14 protein-coding genes are annotated in these 17,466 nt (G+C 67.9%); 9 read left to right on the top strand and 5 right to left on the bottom strand.

Annotated elements, in window-relative coordinates:
* Positions 1–17 precede the first annotated feature (17 nt).
* From IEX88_RS03920 to IEX88_RS03885, 8 genes are all read left to right on the top strand, one after another.
* Positions 18–953: a metal ABC transporter substrate-binding protein gene (locus IEX88_RS03920; protein ID WP_188849222.1), complete on the top strand. Its 936-nt coding sequence runs from the start codon at positions 18–20 to the stop codon at positions 951–953.
* Positions 950–1,834, top strand: coding sequence for a manganese/iron ABC transporter ATP-binding protein (locus tag IEX88_RS03915; protein ID WP_188849221.1), 885 nt, complete (start codon positions 950–952; stop codon positions 1,832–1,834). Before IEX88_RS03920 ends, IEX88_RS03915 begins: the two co-directional genes overlap by 4 nt.
* Positions 1,831–2,754: a metal ABC transporter permease gene (locus IEX88_RS03910; protein ID WP_188849220.1), complete on the top strand. Its 924-nt coding sequence runs from the start codon at positions 1,831–1,833 to the stop codon at positions 2,752–2,754. The genes IEX88_RS03915 and IEX88_RS03910 overlap by 4 nt, the downstream gene beginning before the upstream one ends.
* The gene (locus IEX88_RS03905; protein WP_188849219.1) at positions 2,751–3,608 is read left to right on the top strand and encodes a metal ABC transporter permease; all 858 of its coding nucleotides are present in this window, start codon (positions 2,751–2,753) and stop codon (positions 3,606–3,608) included. The genes IEX88_RS03910 and IEX88_RS03905 overlap by 4 nt, the downstream gene beginning before the upstream one ends.
* Positions 3,609–3,837: 229 nt before the next feature.
* Positions 3,838–4,791, top strand: coding sequence for a Bug family tripartite tricarboxylate transporter substrate binding protein (locus IEX88_RS03900; RefSeq protein WP_188849218.1), 954 nt, complete (start codon positions 3,838–3,840; stop codon positions 4,789–4,791).
* The gene (locus IEX88_RS03895; protein ID WP_188849217.1) at positions 4,788–5,276 is read left to right on the top strand and encodes a tripartite tricarboxylate transporter TctB family protein; all 489 of its coding nucleotides are present in this window, start codon (positions 4,788–4,790) and stop codon (positions 5,274–5,276) included. The genes IEX88_RS03900 and IEX88_RS03895 overlap by 4 nt, the downstream gene beginning before the upstream one ends.
* A gap of 114 nt (positions 5,277–5,390) precedes the next feature.
* The gene (locus IEX88_RS03890) at positions 5,391–6,998 is read left to right on the top strand and encodes a tripartite tricarboxylate transporter permease (protein WP_188849216.1); all 1,608 of its coding nucleotides are present in this window, start codon (positions 5,391–5,393) and stop codon (positions 6,996–6,998) included.
* A gap of 112 nt (positions 6,999–7,110) precedes the next feature.
* Positions 7,111–7,761, top strand: coding sequence for a TerC family protein (locus IEX88_RS03885; protein ID WP_188849215.1), 651 nt, complete (start codon positions 7,111–7,113; stop codon positions 7,759–7,761).
* Between the two features lie 177 nt (positions 7,762–7,938).
* Here the strand turns inward: IEX88_RS03885 and IEX88_RS03880 are convergent, their stop codons facing one another.
* From IEX88_RS03880 to IEX88_RS03860, 5 genes are all read right to left on the bottom strand, one after another.
* Positions 7,939–8,115, bottom strand: a complete 177-nt coding sequence (locus IEX88_RS03880; protein WP_188849214.1) for a hypothetical protein — start codon at positions 8,113–8,115, stop codon at positions 7,939–7,941.
* 295 nt (positions 8,116–8,410) lie between these two features.
* The gene (locus IEX88_RS03875; RefSeq protein ID WP_188849213.1) at positions 8,411–10,315 is read right to left on the bottom strand and encodes a CASTOR/POLLUX-related putative ion channel; all 1,905 of its coding nucleotides are present in this window, start codon (positions 10,313–10,315) and stop codon (positions 8,411–8,413) included.
* Between the two features lie 240 nt (positions 10,316–10,555).
* Positions 10,556–12,070 carry an amino acid permease gene (locus tag IEX88_RS03870; RefSeq protein WP_188849212.1) on the bottom strand — a complete coding sequence of 505 codons (1,515 nt, stop codon included), beginning with the start codon at positions 12,068–12,070 and terminating at the stop codon, positions 10,556–10,558.
* A 105-nt stretch (positions 12,071–12,175) separates the two neighbouring features.
* On the bottom strand, positions 12,176–12,946 hold the full coding sequence (gene eutC / locus IEX88_RS03865) for an ethanolamine ammonia-lyase subunit EutC (protein ID WP_188849211.1): 771 nt from the start codon (positions 12,944–12,946) through the stop codon (positions 12,176–12,178).
* A complete protein-coding gene (locus IEX88_RS03860; RefSeq protein ID WP_244639794.1) occupies positions 12,947–14,305 on the bottom strand; it encodes an ethanolamine ammonia-lyase subunit EutB in 1,359 nt (452 codons plus the stop codon). It abuts the gene before it with no gap.
* 443 nt (positions 14,306–14,748) lie between these two features.
* On the opposite strand from IEX88_RS03860, the gene IEX88_RS03855 reads away from it, so the two are divergent.
* Entirely contained in the window at positions 14,749–17,250 is a 2,502-nt protein-coding gene (locus IEX88_RS03855) for a heavy metal translocating P-type ATPase (RefSeq protein ID WP_244639793.1), read from the top strand.
* The last annotated feature ends 216 nt before the right edge of the window (positions 17,251–17,466 follow it).

Below are 17,466 nucleotides of genomic sequence, written 5' to 3'. Positions count from 1 at the left end.
GCACATAAATACCTGGAATGAGAACCGTTCGCGCCTTCCCCCGCCTTGCCTCCGCCCGGTTGCCCCGACGGGCCGTCCTCGTGCTCCTGGCCGCCTCTCTCGGCCTCGCCGCCTGCGGGCCGGCCGAGGAGACGGGAAAATTCAAGGTGGTGACGACCTTCACCGTCATCGCCGACATGGCCCGCAACGTCGCCGGCGAGGCGGCGGAGGTGGAATCGATCACAAGGCCGAATGCCGAGATCCACAACTACCAGCCGACGCCGGGCGACATCATCCGCGCCCAGGGCGCCGATCTCGTGCTCTGGAACGGGCTGAACCTCGAACTCTGGTTCGAGCGCTTTCTCGGCAATGTCCGCGACGTGCCGAGCGCGGTGGTGACCGAGGGCATCGTGCCGATGGGCATTGCCGAGGGTCCCTACGAGGGCAAGCCGAACCCGCATGCCTGGATGTCGCCCTCCGACGGGCTCATCTACGTCGACAACATCGCCAAGGCGCTGTCCGAGCACGATCCGAAGAATGCCGCGACCTACGCCGCAAATGCCGCGGCCTACAAGGCCCGCATCGAGGCGGCGGTGGCGCCGATCCGGGCGCAGCTCGCCGCCATCCCCGAGGACCGGCGCTGGCTCGTCACCAGCGAGGGCGCCTTCAGCTACCTCGCCCGCGATTTCGGCCTGAACCCGCTCTATCTCTGGCCGATCAATGCCGACCAGCAGGGCACGCCGCAGCAGGTGCGCCAGGTGATCGACGCTGTCATGGCCCACAAGATCCCGGCCGTGTTCTCCGAAAGCACGATTTCGCCCGATCCGGCCGAGCAGGTGGCGCGCGAGACGGGTGCGGCCTATGGCGGCGTCCTCTATGTCGACAGCCTGTCGGCGGCGGACGGGCCGGTGCCGACCTATATCGATCTCCTCACCACCACCGCGGCGACCATCGCCAAGGGGCTGACGCCATGATCCTCGCCACCCGCCCCAAGACCCATGCGGAGCCCGCCGCGGGCCTGGCTGTCGAGCATGCGACCGTCACCTACCGCAATGGCCTGACCGCCCTCCACGACGCCAGTTTCACCATCCCCACCGGCACGATCACCGCCCTGGTCGGCGTCAACGGCAGCGGCAAGTCGACTTTGTTCAAGGCGATCATGGGCTTCGTGCCGACCTCGTCCGGATCGATCCGCGTGCTCGGCATGGGCGTGCCCGAGGCGCTGAAGCGCAATCTCGTTGCCTATGTCCCGCAGAGCGAGGATGTCGACTGGAATTTTCCCGTCCTCGTGGAGGACGTCGTGATGATGGGCCGCTACGGCAAGATGAACTTTTTGCGCATGGCCAAGCCCGCCGACCACGCGGCGGTCGCCGAGGCGCTGGAGCGCGTCGGCATGGCGGACCTGCGCCAGCGCCAGATCGGCGAGCTCTCCGGCGGCCAGAAGAAGCGCGTCTTCCTCGCCCGGGCGCTGGCCCAGGACGGCCGCGTCATCCTTCTCGACGAGCCCTTCACCGGCGTCGACGTGAAGACCGAGGAATCGATCATCGCCCTCCTGCGCGAACTGCGCGACGAGGGAAGGGTCATGCTGGTCTCCACCCACAATCTCGGCTCGGTGCCGGAATTCTGCGACCGGGCCGTCCTGTTGAAGCGCACCGTTCTCGCCGCCGGCCGCACAAGGGACGTGTTCACCAGAGACAATCTGGAGGCCGCCTTCGGCGGCGTTCTCCGGCAGTTCGACATGGCGACGCTCGGACCCGAGGGCCAGAAGGCCTGCAGCATCATCAGCGACGACGAGCGCCCCTTCGTCGTCTACGACGCGCCCGGGGAGCCGCTGGCGCCGACGGATCCGCGATGATCGCGCTGCTCGCCGAGCCCTTCACCTACGGCTACATGCTGAACGCCATGGGCGTCTCGGCGCTGGTCGGCGCGACCTGCGCCTTCCTGTCGGCCTATCTCATGCTGAAGGGCTGGTCGCTGATCGGCGACGCGCTCTCCCACGCGATCGTGCCGGGCGTCGCGGGGGCCTACATGCTGGGCCTACCCTTCGCCTTCGGCGCCTTTCTGTCCGGTGGCCTCGCCGCCGGTGCGATGCTCTTTCTCAACGAGCGCACCAAACTGAAGGAGGACGCGATCATCGGGCTGATCTTCACCTCCTTCTTCGGTCTCGGCCTGTTCATGGTGTCGATCTCGCCGACCGCGATCAACGTGCAGACCATCATTCTCGGCAATATCCTCGCCATCACCCCCGGCGACACGCTGCAACTCGTCCTTATCGCCGGCGTCTCGCTGACGATCCTCGCCGCCAAGTGGAAGGACCTGATGGTCACCTTCTTCGACGAGGGCCATGCCCGCTCGATCGGCATCCGCCCCACCTTGATGAAGGCCGTCTTCTTCACCCTCCTCAGCGCCTCGACGGTCGCCGCGCTGCAGACGGTCGGCGCCTTCCTCGTCGTCGCCATGGTCGTCACCCCCGGCGCGACGGCCTATCTCCTCACCGACCGGTTTCCCCGGCTGATCGGCATTTCGGTCGCCATCGGCGCGGTCTCGAGCTTCGTCGGCGCCTATGCCAGCTATTTCCTCGACGGCGCCACCGGCGGCGTCATCGTCGTGCTGCAGACGCTTCTCTTCCTCCTCGCCTTCGTCTTCGCCCCCAAGCACGGGTTGCTCGCCGCCCGCGGCCGGGTGCGCGCCGCCCTCGCCGAGGACCGGCGGGACGCCGGCGTGGCGACGGCGCTGCCGGCGGAGAGCCAGGCGGCCGGAGGCCAGCCCGCATGAGCCCGCTCGACCTCGCGCTGATGCCCTTCGGCTTTCCCTTCATGCGCGACGCGCTGATCATCGCGACACTCGTCGCGGTGCCGGCGGCGCTCCTGTCCTGCTATCTCGTGCTGAAGGGCTGGTCGCTGATGGGCGACGCCATCTCGCACGCCGTCCTGCCCGGCATCGTCCTCAGCTACCTCGCCGGCCTGCCGCTCGCCGTCGGCGCCTTTTCCGCCGGCATGGTCTGCGCGCTCGCCACCGGCTACCTCAAAGAAAACAGCCGGATCAAGCAGGATACGGTGATGGGCGTCGTCTTCTCCGGCATGTTCGGCCTCGGCATCGTGCTCTACACCAAGATCGAGACCGACGTGCATCTCGACCACATCCTCTTCGGCGACATGCTCGGCGTGCTGCCGGGCGATCTCGTCCAGAGCGCGGTCATCGCCCTCGTGGTGACCCTCTTGATCGCCTGGAAATGGCGCGACCTGCTGCTGCATGCCTTCGACCCGCAGCATGCGCAGGCGATCGGCCTGCCGGTGAAGCTCCTGCACTACGGCCTGCTCGTCGTCCTGTCGCTGACCATCGTGGCCGCGCTGAAGGCCACCGGCATCATCCTCACCATCTCGCTCCTGATCGCGCCCGGCGCCATCGCCTTCCTGCTCACCCGGCGCTTCGGCGCGATGCTGCTCACCGCCGTCGGCGTCGCCGTGGTCGCCGCCTTCACCGGCGTCTATGCCAGCTTCTTCATCAATTCCGCCCCGGCGCCGACCATCGTCCTCGTCCTGACGCTGGTCTTCATCGCCGCCTTCCTGCGGACCGTCTGGCGCCAGCGCGCCGCCGACCGGCAGGCGATCGGCGCGAAAGCGGCCTAATCGCCCGCCCCGCCCCGGCTTTTGCGCCGGGGATTATCGTCCTCGCCACAGAAATGCTATTGACCCTGCCGGGCCGCCGGGCGAAGCACTGTGGCTTCCGGGACCGGCGGCTGCGCCGGCCATGGCGGCATCCGTGGACCGGATGCCGGGAGCGAAACTGTTTCGGCCCTGACGGTTCGCGCGAACCCGTCCGTCCGGCAAGGGCCGCTTGATCGGGAGGATCACCCACATGAAGACCTTGCTTGCTGCCGTCCTCACGCTGGGGCTGTTTGCCTCCGCCGCGTCGGCCCAGACCGCATCCTACGAGATCATGGCGCCTGCCGCGCCCGGCGGTGGCTGGGACCAGACCGCGCGCGCCATGCAGGCGACCCTGCAGGACGCAAAGATCGCCGGCGACGTGCAGGTGGTGAACGTTCCCGGCGCCGGCGGCACGATCGGCCTGGCGCAGTTCGTCTCGCGCGCCAAGGGCGATGCCTCCAAGCTCATCGTCGGCGGCTACGTCATGGTCGGCGCCATCCTGACCAACAATTCGCCGGTCACGCTCGACCAGATCACGCCGATCGCCCGCCTCACCGGCGAGTATGAAGCCATCGTCGTTCCCGCGGCCTCGCCGATCCAGACCGTCGACGACCTCGTCGCGATGCTGAAGAAGGACGCCGGCGCGGTCTCCTTCGCCGGCGGCTCGGCGGGCGGCACCGACCACATCACCGCCGGCCTCATCGCCAAGGCGGCGGGCCTCGATCCCAAGACCGTCAACTACATCGCCTTCTCCGGCGGCGGCGAAGCGCTGGCGGCGATCCTCGGCGGCCAGGTCACGGCCGGCATTTCCGGCTACGGCGAGTTCGAAGGCCAGGTCAAGGCCGGCACGCTGCGCCTCCTCGCCGTCACCAGCGACGCCAAGCTCGAAGGCATCGACGCGCCGACGCTGAAGGAATCCGGCCTCGACGTGGTGATCCAGAACTGGCGCATGGTCGCCGCAGCGCCCGGCATTTCCGATGAGGACAAGGCCACGGTCATCGCCGACATCACCAAGATGGTCGAATCGGCCGAGTGGAAGGACGTCCTCGCCCGCAACAACTGGGCCAACACCTTCCTGGCCGGCGACGCCTTCAAGACCGAGCTTGACGCCAACATCGCGTCGACCAAGACGATCCTCCAGGACATCGGTCTCGTCCAGAAATGAGCGATCAGGTTTCCGCCACTGAGAGCCACCGCCGCCCGGATTGGGCGGCGGTGGCCATCGGCGTCGGCCTCGGCGTCATTGCCGCGGTCGTCGCGTTCAACACCAGCGGACTCGGTGGCGGGGCCTATTCGCGCGTCGGCCCGGCGGCCTTCCCCTATGCAATGGCCGTCGCCCTCGCCGGCCTGTCGCTGTGGACCATCGTCGCCGCCCTGCGAGGCAATTTCCCCGACCGCGACCACGACGAGGGCGCGCCGATCGTCTGGATCGTCGGCGGCCTCGCCGCCCAGATGCTGCTCCTCGACAGCGCCGGCTTCTCGATCGCTACGGGGATTCTCTTCGCCGCGACCGCCCGCGCCTTCGGCCGCGGACCGCTGTGGAAGACGATCCCGCTCGGCATCGTCATCAGCCTGGCGGTCTGGGCCCTTTTCACTCTCGTGCTTAAATTGTCCCTGCCGGCCGGTCCGCTGGAACAACTGATCCGCTAAAGCGGGACGGCGTTTCCCGAAACGCCGTCCCGCTTTGGTTCTTTGATTTCGCACGATCTGTTCCGAAAGCCGGAAGGCCACCTTTCGGGATCGTGCTCTAAGCGGAAGCTCGTCATGGATACCTTCGTCCTGCTCGGCAATGGCATCCTGACCGCCATGGAGCCGATGAACCTCTTCTACGCGCTCATCGGCGTGACGTTGGGGACCGCCGTCGGCGTTCTGCCGGGCATCGGCCCGGCGCTGACGGTGGCGCTGCTGCTCCCGGTCACCTACCAGCTCGACGCCGCCGGCTCGCTGATCATGTTCGCCGGCATCTACTATGGCGGCATGTATGGTGGCTCGACCACCTCGATCCTGCTCAACACGCCGGGCGAAAGCGCCTCGATCGTCACCGCCCTCGAGGGCAACAAGATGGCCCGCGCCGGACGCGGCGGGCCGGCGCTGGCCACCGCCGCCATCGGCTCCTTCGTCGCCGGCCTGATCGCGACGCTCGGCCTCGCCTTCCTCGCCCCCTGGGTGGTGAAGTTCGCTCTGTCCTTCGGGCCGGCCGAGTATTTCGCGCTCATGGTCCTCGCCTTCATCACCGTCTCGGCCGCTTTCGGCGATTCCACCCTGCGCGGCCTGACGGCCCTCGCCATCGGCCTGACGCTCGGCCTCATCGGCATCGACCTGCAGACCGGACAGGCGCGCCTCACCTTCAACGGCGTCGGCCCGTTCTTCAGCGACATGGCTGCTACCGGCGGCTTCCTCAGCGGCCTCTATGCCTGGCTCGGCGGTCTGTTCGGCAATATTTCGGCAGCTCTCCTCGACGGCATCGAGGTGACGACGCTCGCCGTCGCGCTGTTCGCCATCGGCGAGACGCTTTCGGTCGCCGCCGCCGGCCACCGCACGCCCGACAAGGTCGAGGCGATCAAGGGATCGCTGTGGATGAATTGCGAGGACTGGAGCCGCTCCTGGAAGCCGTGGCTGCGCGGCACGGCGATCGGCTTCCCGATCGGCGCCATGCCCGCCGGCGGCGCCGAAATCGGCACCTTCCTGTCCTATGCCACGGAAAAGCAGTTCGCCAAGAAGCCGGAAGAGTTCGGCCATGGCGCGATCGAGGGCGTCGCCGGTCCGGAAGCGGCCAACAACGCCTCGGCCGCCGGCACGCTGGTGCCGCTGCTGACGCTCGGCCTGCCGACAACGGCGACGGCGGCGATCATGCTCGCCGGCTTCCAGCAGTTCGGCCTGCAGCCGGGCCCGCTCCTCTTCGTCAACTCGCCCGACCTCGTCTGGGGCCTGATCGCCTCGCTGCTCATCGCCAACCTGATGCTGGTCGTCCTCAACCTGCCGCTGATCGGTCTGTGGGTCCGGCTCCTGACGATCCCGCGGCACTGGCTCTACGCCGGCATCCTGGTCTTCGCCACGCTCGGCACGGTCGGCGCCAATCCCTCCCCGGTCGAGCTCGGCATGCTGCTGCTCTTCGGCCTGATGGGCTACATGCTAAGGCGCTTCGGCTACCCGATCGCGCCGGTGGTCGTCGGCCTGATCCTTGGCCCCATGGCCGAGCAGCAGCTGCGGCGCGCGCTGTCGATCAGCCAGGGCGACATGTCGGTGCTGGTCGGCTCGCCGCTGGCGATCGTGCTGCTGCTCCTGGCGGCCACCGCGCTCTTCGTTCCGCTCATCCTGCGCGCCCGCGGCAAGGGCAAGGTCCTCGCCCAGCTGGCTGCGGACGAGGACTGACACTTTCTTCGCTTGCCGGGGCCCCGCCCACGGGTCCCCAGCGGGCGTCCGCCATGGTCTCGGCGGAACCCGCCTGCCCAACTCGGCCTGATGGCCTTCTGAGGATTATCGCATGGACTTTCTAACCCCCGAGGCCCTGACCTCGCTGCTGCAGATCATCATGATCGATCTGGTGCTGGCCGGCGACAACGCCGTGGTGATCGGCCTGGCCGCCGCCGGTCTGCCGAAGGAGGTCCGCGCCAAGGCGATCCTCGTCGGCATTCTCGCCGCGACGGTGCTGCGCATCATCTTCGCCGCCGGCACCCAGATCCTGCTCAGCTTCGGCGGCGCGCTGCTGATCGCCGGCGGCCTGCTGCTTCTCTATGTCTGCTGGAAGATGTGGCGCGAGCTGCGCGAGCCGGCGCACGAGATCGACGCGCTCGACGTCCACGGCAACGCCGTCGCCGGCCCGCGCAAGACCTTCGCGCAGGCGGCCTGGCAGATCCTCATCGCCGACGTGTCGATGTCGCTCGACAACGTCCTGGCCGTCGCCGGTGCCGCCGGCGAGCACACTTGGGTGCTGATCGTCGGCCTCGTCCTGTCGATCGGCCTGATGGGCCTGGCTGCCAACTTCATCGCCAAGCTGCTGCACAAGCACCGCTGGATCGCCTATGTCGGCCTCGCCATTATCTTCTATGTCGCGCTGAAGATGATGGTCGATGGATCGGAGGCCGTCTGGCCCGGCAGCTTCGACTGGCTGCCCTTCAGCTTCGGGGGTCACTGAGGCCAGATCCCGAGAGGCGGCCCGCCGCCTCTCGAATGCCGCGGGCGAAAGCGGCCTTCCGGGAATGCCGTTCCGCTCCGACCGTCATCAGCTTACGCCATAGAAAAGGCCCCGAACGCGATCGCGTCCGGGGCCTTTTTCGTTCTCGTGGCCCGTGGGGCCCGTTCGTCTCGTCGATCAGCGGGTGCCGATGCGGCTCCAGGCCTCGGCGTCGATGCCGACGGCGCGCAGCGCCTCGCGGCTCGGCATCCGGCCGCTCTCCGCGGCCCGTGCGCATTCCTGGGCACCGCCGACGGCACGCAGGAAGGACGAGACGCTGGAGCGGAAGGAACGGCGGGGGCTGAGGGACGACATCGAAATCTCCTGGGGTCTGTGTTCCCCCATAAGATGCGCTTGCTGCGCTGCAATATGAAGTGTCGATTCGACACTGCAGCCATGCGTCAAAGCATGGACTGGGCCGCACGCCCTGTCTTGGCTGCACGGCCAGAGGAAGCAACCGACGGGCGGCGCAGTTCCGGCGGCTTGGGTCGGAACCGTCCTCACGGAGCGCCAGGGGACGCTGGCTCGACACGACGTCGAGGCGACCGCGAGGCCCGGTCGCCTCGACGGCGACAGCTGCCGCTTCCCCGAACCGCAGCGCTTGCCGCGGCTACTGGTGCGCCAGGACGATGACCTTGTCGCCTGGCACGTATTGCAGCGCCTCGGCCTTTCCCGGGTTGACGACGACGCCGCCCATGCTGCGGGCATCCGCACCGCCCTTGCGCAGGCGGCGGTAGCCGAAGGCAACCTCGCCGCGGCGGCGCGCGGACTCGGCAATGGTGAAGAACGTCACCGGCGCGTCGATGGCGACATAGTCGGAGACCGGCCGCATGTAGATCTCCGCGCCGTTCTCGTCGAGCAACTCGTCGAAGATCGCCGCCAGGTGCTCGTTTTCCGAGGCCTGCGCCAGCATCAGGCTGACGAGCTTGTTGCTGACGACGAAATCGTCGGTTCTCGTCACCTCGGCCAGCTTGCGGTTGCGCACGTCGGTCATCTCGCTGACGACGCCGATATGGCGCCCCGCCGCCTCGGCGATGCGCCGCAGGTGCAGGAGCGTGACGAGGGTGCGGGTATCGGCAGGCTGGGGTTCCATGTGATCGCTGTAGCCGAGCACGATCACCCGGTCATAGGCCGGAATGTCCAGCGCCTCCAGCGAGGGGCGGTGCGAGGTGTCGATGCGGCAGAACTCGACGCTGAGCGTATCGCCGGCGAGGCGCAGCGTCTGCAGCTCGGCTTCGAGGTCGGGGGTGTCGGCGGCGATGGTGAGAAGCGAACCCGGCGCGACATAGCGCGACAGCTCCAGCGCGATCATCGGCCCGCGCCGGTTCCAGCCGAGCACCAGCGTCCGCTCCGATCCCCTGTCCTCCACCCGCAGCGTCCTGATGGCGCTGAAGTCGAAACGGGCGGGATCGGGCTTCTCCATCCTGATCGTGTCGTCGTCCTCGGCGATCACGATGGCGCGCATGTCGGCCGTGACGATGCTGTCCATCGGCGGGTTGAGATAGACCCGGCCGGCGGGATCGCAGAGGCCGATCAGCGCGCTCGACTCGTAGGACAGCATCGCCTCTCCGAAAGAGAGGCCGGTCAACTGGGGCTGCGCGGTGGTGTAGATCTCGCAGCCGTCGAAATCGAGAAGCTCGGAATAGACCGCGCTGAGGCCCGATTGCCGGCTCGACTGCACCACGATCTTGGAGATCAGGTCGTCGGCGAGAATGAGCTGCAGCTCGGCACCGCCCACCGCCCGCGCCACGTCGGCATTGCGGCCGTTGCGGACCTCGGCCGCGATCCGGTAGGGCGCGGGGCGGCGCTTGGGGTCGTTGACGAGGGCGAGGATCGTCTTGATGACGCTGGAATCGGGATCCTCGACCTCGGGCGACAGCACGATCACCGATTTGGAGGCCTGCGGGTTGACGATGGCGAGGTCGTAGAGGTCGGTCGGGTCGCCGCTGCGGCAGATCACCTTCGTCCGGCCGAGATTGCCGGCCTTCAAGGCGATCTCGTCCTCCATCTCGACCTTGTCCTTCGTTGCCATGACGACGACCCGCGGCCGCTTCTGGTTGGCATTGGCGATCGAAAGCTCCGACAGGATGTCGAAGATCGAGGGGGACCAGTTGAAGATGATGGTGTGGTCGGTCTCCAGGATCTGGCTGCGCCCCTTGCGCAACTCGTCGAGCTTGGAATCGACTCCCGCGCTCAGAACACCGATCAGCGCCGAGACGACGAAGATGCCGGCCAGCGTCACCGCCAGCATGACCAGGCGAAAGCCCCAGCCGGTGTCGCCGCCCATGGTGCCGGAATCCAGCGTGCGCATCAGCGAGGCCCAGAAGCCCTCGGTGAAGCTGAGTGGGCTGCCGCCCTCGGGGGCGATCTGCGTGATCGCGAGAAACGCCCCGGCGAGGGCGATGATCAGCACCGAGATGACGGCCAGCCAGCCGATGAGCGCGATCGGCCCGGCGGCCATCGACTTGTCGAATTCGTAACGGAGCCGCTCGGCCCAACCAATCTGTCGCTTCATTGCTCAACCGCCCCGGGGCGGTCCTCCTGGAAGGGCCTGGCGCCCGCAGCCCCTGCGCTGCAGGAGTTTCGGCGGGTCCTGCCAGCCATCGCAGGATCGGCAGACTTTGAAAAGGCTTGTGAGCAAGGGCGGACCGGGTTTCGCCACATTTGGTAACCGCAGGGGCAGATCGGGGGCGCCTGACCGCCTCAACGCAAAGGGCCCCGGCGTCGTGCCGGGGCCCTTCGATGGAGGTCCTCGCTACTCTGCCGGCTTCAGCGCCGACGGGAACTTCTTGCCGGAATGCTCGATGGCGAACTCCTCCTCGGGGGAGAGGATCAGCTTGTGGCGGCCGACGAAGGCGAAGTAGGCGATGGCTACGGCGAACCAGACGGCCACCCAGACGACGCCCTTGAAGAAGTTCGGGTCCTGTACCTGGTAGCTGAGCGTCACCACCGCGATGATCACCGTCAGCACCGCGCCGGGAATGCCGAGCGGCGAGCGGAACGGCCGCTCGATCCCCGGCATGTTCCGGCGCAGCATGATGAAGGAGATCGCCTGCATGATGTAGGAGAACATGGCGGCGAAGACCGCCATGTTGAGCAGGATCGAGCCGATCGCCGCGCTCGCATCCGTCGCGCCCAGCGCGAACCAGATGATCAGCATGACCGCCAGCCCGACCAGCGCGCCGGAGATCATCGCGACGTGCGGCGTCTTGTAGGTCCGGTGCGTCACCGACAGGAAGGTCGGGAAATAGCCGGCGCGCGAGAGCGAATAGACCTGCCGCCCCTGCGCGTAGAGAATGGTGTGGAAGCTGGCGATGAGGCCGGTCAGCGCCACGAGGCCGAACAGCACCACGCCGCCGTCGCCGTAGATCGCCTTGAAGCCGTCGAGCAGCGGCTCGAGCGAGGTCGAGAGGTGGAAGGAACCGACGCCCGGCACCGAGGGGTTGAGGAGCACGATCATCACGGCGGAAATCATCAGCGTCATCATGCCGAGGAGGATGCCGCGCGGCATGTCGCGCTTGGGATCGACCGATTCCTCGGCCGCCAGCGGCAGCTGCTCGATGGCGAGGAACAGCCAGACGGCGAAGGGCAGCGTCGCCAGCACGCCGGAAAAGCCGAAGGGAAACCAGGAGCCGTTGCCCTCCGGCAGCTCCACCGCCGCACCATCAGGCCCGACGCCGATATTCAGCGCCCAGCGGCCGAAATCCATGCTCGGAAACGCGCTGATCCAGAAGAACACCAAGACCGCCAGCGAGATCACGGTGATCACCAGCGTCACCTTGAAGGAGAGTTCGAGGCCGTAGATGTTGAGCCCGATGAAGATCAGGTAGAAGATCACCCAGACGATCGGCGAATAGGCCGGATCGAGCCCGAGAATGGCATTCACATAGGCGGTGATGAAGGTGACGATCACGGCTGGGGTGATGACATATTCGACGTTTTCGCAAAGCCCGGTGATGAAGCCGCCCCAGGGGCCCATGGCGGTTCGCGCGAAGGAGTAGGCAGCGCCGGTATGCGGCAGCGCCGGGCTCATCTCGGCGATGGAGAAGGTCAGGCCGAGATACATCACCGCGATGATCATGCCCGCGCCCAGCATGCCGCCCCAGCCGCCGGTGGCGAAACCGAAATTCCAGCCGGAGAAATGGCCTGAGATGACCGCCCCGACGCCCAGCGCCCAGAGCGACCAGACGCCGGCATAGCGGGACAGCCCGCGCTTCTCGAAATAGCCCGCGTCGGCGGTCTTGTAGGTGACGCCCGAAGAGTCCTGCATGCCCGTGCCCCCGTCAAGATTCCGTCAGGCAATGTGTCCGAAATGGGGCGCTGCTGTCAATCGCGGCAGCTGGGTTCAGTGCTTATTGTTTTTGCAATTGGGGACTCATCTTGGCGGAAGGGCCAAAGGGCCGGGTTCGGCCTCGATCAGCCCCTCGTCGTCCTTGAGCTGCACGCCGCTGAGGCCGAGGGCATGGGCCCGCATCAGGAGGCCCGCGATCTTCACCGCCGCGAACGCCGGCGCGAGACCCCCGTCGCGGATATTGGACACGCAGTTGCGGTCGGCATCCGTGCGCCCCGGCCGCGGCGCGAAGGTGAGGTAGGCGCCGAGGCTGTCGGCGGCCGAGAGGCCGGGCCGTTCGCCGATCAGCATCAGCACCAGCCTCGCCCCCATCGCCGCGCCGATCGGATCGGACAGCCCGACGCGGGCGCCCGTCGCCAGCACCGGCGGCGCGATTGTCCACGCGCGCGGCAGGAGCGCGAGGATGGCCAGCGCCGTTTCGGCGCCGTAGCAGTGCGCCGCATGCGCCGACAGGCCGTCGCCGATGACGACGACGAGATCGGGCGCGCCGCCGGCGGGAAGAAGGGGCAGCGACGCCGGGTCGAGCTGCCGGCCGAGATCGGGACGGCGCAGGTAGAGTGCGCGGTCGGGCGCGGCGCTGGAAACGCGCAAGGGCGCCTGGCCGGCAGCCTCCAGCGCGGCGGCGATGGCGTCGACGTCGAAGCCGGCATGCACCGCATCGCGGGCCCGCGCATGCGCCTCGGCAAAATCGAGGTGCGCTGCCGTCGGCAGTCCGGCGCCGTGGCGCCCGAGCCCGATGCGCGCGGCGGTGAAGCGCCGGAGCGCAGCGATCGGATGGGGGACATCGCCGGCCATTCAGGACGCCTCCAAAAGCTGCATCTGCGACAGCAGTTCGAGCGAGCGATCGGCCTGTCGCAATTGCCCGGCCGCGTCGAAGATGCCGAAGTCTCGCGCCCAGGCCTCGAATTCCGGCGCGGCCCGCAGACCCAGCGCGCTACGGACATAGGCGGCGTCGTGAAAGGAGGTCGACTGGTAGTTCAGCATGATGTCGTCCGAGCCCGGCACGCCCATGACGAAGTTGACGCCGGCGACGCCGAGCAGCGTCAGCAGCGTGTCCATGTCGTCCTGGTCGGCCTCGGCATGGTTGGTGTAGCAGACGTCGACGCCCATCGGCAGGCCGAGCAGTTTGCCGCAAAAATGATCCTCCAGCCCGGCGCGGATGATCTCCTTGCCGTCATAGAGATATTCCGGGCCGATGAAGCCAACGACAGTGTTCACCAGCAAGGGATCGAAGGCCCGGGCGACGGCATAGGCTCTGGTCTCCATGGTCTGCTGGTCGAGGCCGTGATGGGCATTGGCCGACAGCGCCGCCCCCTGCCCCGTCTCGAAATACATCGCGTTCTGCCCGACCGTGCCGCGGCCGAGCTCGGCGGCGGCGGCATGCGCCTCGCGCAGCACGGCAAGGTCAATCCCGAAGGAAGCGTTGGCGGCCTCGGACCCCGCCACCGACTGGAAGACGAGATCGACCGGCGCGCCGCGCTCCATCACCTTCAGCGCCGTCGTCACATGGGCGAGCACGCAGCTCTGCACGGGGCAGCCGAGGCTGAGGCGCAGGTCCTCGATCAGATCGAGCAGCCGGATCATCGCGTCCGGGCTGTCGGTCGCCGGGTTGATGCCGATCACCGCATCGCCGCAGCCGAACTGCAGGCCATCGACGATCGAGGCGGCGACGCCCCTGGCATCGTCGGTCGGGTGGTTCGGCTGGATCCGCACCGACAGGCGCCCGGGCAGGCCGATCGTGGTGCGGAAAGCCGTCACCACCGGCCGTTTGCGGGCGACGGCGATGAGATCCTGGTTGCGCATGATCTTTGAGACCGCCGCCACCATTTCCGGCGTCAGCGCCCATTTCAACGCGGCGAGCGTTTCGGGCGTTGCGGCGTCCGACAGCAGCCACTCGCGAAAAGAGCCGACGGAATGGTGCGCGATGGAGGCGAAGGCCGCGGCGTCGTGGCTTTCGAGGATCAGTCGCGTCACCTCGTCCTCTTCCGGCGCCACCAGCGGCGTCGCGAGGATTTCCGCCAGGCCGGTATCGGCCAGCACACGCTGCGCCCTCACCCGTGCCGCGGCGCTGTCGCAGGCCACCCCCGCCAGAAAATCGCCCGAGCGCGGCGGCGAGGCATGCGCCATCAGGGTCCGCAGGGTTTCCGGAGACATGTCGTTCCTTCTCATGCTGGGCGGCCCGGGGCGCGTCCCCGATGGCGCCTGCGGCCATGCCCCCTTCCGCGCTCAGCCCTTGATTTTCGTCATCCCGGCCTTGAGCCGGGATCCATTCCAAATCGCCGAACGAGATCATGGACGGTGCTTCTCCTGCCGTCGATTTGGCAGTGAAAGCGTCTCGGCATGGATCCCGGGTCAAGCCCGGGATGACGAACCAGAGAGGCTGACGCCCAGACCAACGTTGCTGCATCAGACGCCATTTCGCATTCATGGTCAATTTCAATGCAAGCTTCCACGGCCTTTCCGAATATCAGCGCCCGACCTCCTCTCTAGTCCGGGACGACCGCGCACGGCTCTCTCTGAGTTGCCCCTCGCCCTTGACCTTCCAGCGACGGGAAGCCCCATGTCCACTGCAGCAATTGCACTGGAAGGTTCCGCCCGTGTCCGACACATCCCTCCCCCATGCCCATCACGAGGCAACCAAACCCGCCGCGATCGACCGCGACCCGGTCTGCGGCATGGTGGTGGACCCATATGCCGGCAAACCAAGCCGTACCCATGACGACCGGCTATTCCATTTCTGCTGCGAGGGCTGCGCCCAAAAATTCGCCGCCGACCCGCAAGCCTATCTCACGGCCAAGGATCCCGTCTGCGGCATGACGGTCGACCGCGCCACGGCGGCGCACATGGCAAAGCATGAGGGCCATCGCTTCTATTTCTGCTCGGCCGGCTGCCAGGAAAAGTTTGCGGCCGATCCCGTGGCCTATGAAGGCGACCGTCCGGCCACTCCGGCGGCGCCGGCCGGGACGCTCTACACCTGCCCCATGCATCCCGAGATCGTCCAGGACCATTTTGGCGACTGCCCGAAATGCGGGATGGCGCTGGAGCCGATGGGCGTGACGGCGGATGCCGGACCCAATCCGGAACTCGTCGATTTCACCCGGCGGTTCTGGGTCAGCCTTGTCTGCGCCGTGCCGCTGCTGATCATCTCCATGGGGCCGATGCTCGGGCTGCCGGTTCGCGGCTGGCTCGGCGAGCGGACCGCGGTGCTTCTCGAATTCGCGCTGGCGACGCCGGTGGTGCTCTGGGCGGCCCTGCCCTTCTTCCGCCGCGGCTGGCAGTCGCTCGTCAACCGCTCGCCGAACATGTGGACGCTGATCGCCCTCGGCGTCGGCGCGTCCTATCTCTTCAGCCTCGTCGCCACTTTCCTGCCTGGCCTCTTTCCCGCTTCGCTGCGCGTCGGCGCCATGCCGGGCATGGACGGCATGGCCGAGATGGGCGGCAGCGTACCGGTCTATTACGAGGCGGCGACGGTGATCGTCGCGCTCATCTTCGTCGGCCAGATCCTCGAACTGAAAGCGCGCGAGCGCACCGGCTCGGCCATCCGCGCCCTTCTCGACCTCGCGCCGAAGACCGCCCGGCGTCTTGCCGCCGACGGCTCGGAGACGGAAGTGCCGCTCGACACGGTGCGACAGGGCGATCGCCTGCGCGTGCGCCCCGGCGACAGCGTGCCGGTCGACGGCACGGTGGCGGAGGGTTCGTCCAGCGTCGACGAGAGCATGATCTCCGGCGAGCCGCTTCCGGTGGAAAAAGCTGTCGGCGACGCCGTCACCGGCGGCACGCTGAACCGCAACGGCTCCTTCGTGCTGACAGCCGAAAAGGTCGGGGCGGAAACGACGCTCGCGCGCATCGTCGACATGGTCGGCAAGGCGCAGCGCTCGCGCGCGCCGATCCAGGGCCTCGCCGACAAGGTGGCGGGCTATTTCGTCCCCGCCGTGGTGTCGATCGCGATCCTCGCCTTCGCCGCCTGGGCGGTCGTCGGCCCCGCGCCGGCGCTGATCCACGCGCTGGTCGCCGCAGTCTCGGTGCTGATCATCGCCTGCCCCTGCGCGCTCGGGCTGGCGACGCCGATGTCGATCATGACCGCGACCGGCCGCGGCGCCCAGGCCGGCGTCCTCATCCGCGAGGCAGAGGCGCTGGAGCGGTTCTCCACCGTCGATACGCTGATCGTCGACAAGACGGGCACGCTGACCGAGGGCAAGCCGACGCTCACCGACATCGTCGCCGTCGATGACGACGAGAACCGCCTGCTCGGCCTGGCCGCCGCGCTGGAGCGGGGCTCGCAGCACCCGCTGGCCGAGGCGATCATGACGGCCGCCGAAGAGCGCGGCCTGGCGCTGGAGGTGACGGAGGGGTTCGAGGCGACGAACGGCAAGGGCGTCTCCGGCACGATCGGCGGCCGGCGCGTCAGCCTCGGCAACCGCGCGATGATGCAGGGCATGGATCTCGGCGACCTCGAAGCGCAGGCCGAGCGCCTCGAAGCGGAGGGCAAGACGGCGATGTTCGTCGCCATCGACGGCAGCGTTGCCGGCCTCGTCGCCGTCGCCGACCGGATCAAGCCGACGACCGCCGAGGCGATCCGCGCGCTGCACGAAAGCGGCCTCCGGATCATCATGGCGACCGGCGACACCGAGCGCACCGCTCGCGCGCTGGCGAAGGAGCTGGGCATCGACGAGGTCCACGCCGGCCTCCTGCCGGAGGACAAGAAGGCGCTGGTCGACGCGCTCCGGGCGAAGGGCCGAAAAATCGCCGTCGCCGGCGATGGCGTCAACGACGCGCCGGCGCTCGCCGCCGCCGATGTCGGCATCGCCATGGGCACCGGGGCCGACGTCGCCATGGAAAGCGCCGGCATCACGCTGGTCAAGGGCGACCTCAACGGCATCGTCCGCGCCCGGCGCCTTTCCGAAGCGACGATGCAAAACATCCGCCAGAACCTCTTCTTCGCCTTCGCCTACAATGCCATCGGCGTGCCGGTGGCAGCAGGCGTCCTCTACCCCGTCTTCGGTCTCCTGCTCTCGCCGATGCTGGCGGCACTCGCGATGAGCCTGTCCTCGGTCTCCGTCATCGCCAACGCGCTGCGGCTGCGGGCGGTGAAGCTGTAGCCACGCTGAAGGACAGGGCGCCATTCTTCTCCCCTGGGGGGAGAAGGTGGACGGCGCGAAGCGACGGCCGGATGAGGGGTCTGACGGTGGCGGGTTTGCGGCTCCGCTTCGCGCCCAAGGCGTCCTAAACCATGCCCCATGGTGCCTGACGCTTTGCTGCCGCTACGTGAGCCGCCCTGCTACGCAAGCCGCGACATCAAAGCCCCTCATGATGAG

It is taken from the genome of Aureimonas glaciei (genome assembly GCF_014643375.1).
Lineage (GTDB): Bacteria > Pseudomonadota > Alphaproteobacteria > Rhizobiales > Rhizobiaceae > Plantimonas > Plantimonas glaciei.
The sequence above is the reverse complement of the archived record's forward strand: the minus strand, read 5'-3'. Positions and strand labels throughout refer to the sequence as shown.

What these genes read in the sequence shown, in the direction of transcription:
- IEX88_RS03920 (WP_188849222.1), top strand. Translation starts at nt 18, where the DNA reads ATGAGAACCGTTCGCGCCTTCCCCCGCCTTGCCTCCGCCCGGTTGCCC.
- IEX88_RS03915 (WP_188849221.1), top strand. Translation starts at nt 950, where the DNA reads ATGATCCTCGCCACCCGCCCCAAGACCCATGCGGAGCCCGCCGCGGGC.
- IEX88_RS03910 (WP_188849220.1), top strand. Translation starts at nt 1,831, where the DNA reads ATGATCGCGCTGCTCGCCGAGCCCTTCACCTACGGCTACATGCTGAAC.
- IEX88_RS03905 (WP_188849219.1), top strand. Translation starts at nt 2,751, where the DNA reads ATGAGCCCGCTCGACCTCGCGCTGATGCCCTTCGGCTTTCCCTTCATG.
- IEX88_RS03900 (WP_188849218.1), top strand. Translation starts at nt 3,838, where the DNA reads ATGAAGACCTTGCTTGCTGCCGTCCTCACGCTGGGGCTGTTTGCCTCC.
- IEX88_RS03895 (WP_188849217.1), top strand. Translation starts at nt 4,788, where the DNA reads ATGAGCGATCAGGTTTCCGCCACTGAGAGCCACCGCCGCCCGGATTGG.
- IEX88_RS03890 (WP_188849216.1), top strand. Translation starts at nt 5,391, where the DNA reads ATGGATACCTTCGTCCTGCTCGGCAATGGCATCCTGACCGCCATGGAG.
- IEX88_RS03885 (WP_188849215.1), top strand. Translation starts at nt 7,111, where the DNA reads ATGGACTTTCTAACCCCCGAGGCCCTGACCTCGCTGCTGCAGATCATC.
- IEX88_RS03880 (WP_188849214.1), bottom strand. Translation starts at nt 8,115, where the DNA reads ATGTCGTCCCTCAGCCCCCGCCGTTCCTTCCGCTCCAGCGTCTCGTCC.
- IEX88_RS03875 (WP_188849213.1), bottom strand. Translation starts at nt 10,315, where the DNA reads ATGAAGCGACAGATTGGTTGGGCCGAGCGGCTCCGTTACGAATTCGAC.
- IEX88_RS03870 (WP_188849212.1), bottom strand. Translation starts at nt 12,070, where the DNA reads ATGCAGGACTCTTCGGGCGTCACCTACAAGACCGCCGACGCGGGCTAT.
- eutC (WP_188849211.1), bottom strand. Translation starts at nt 12,946, where the DNA reads ATGGCCGGCGATGTCCCCCATCCGATCGCTGCGCTCCGGCGCTTCACC.
- IEX88_RS03860 (WP_244639794.1), bottom strand. Translation starts at nt 14,305, where the DNA reads ATGTCTCCGGAAACCCTGCGGACCCTGATGGCGCATGCCTCGCCGCCG.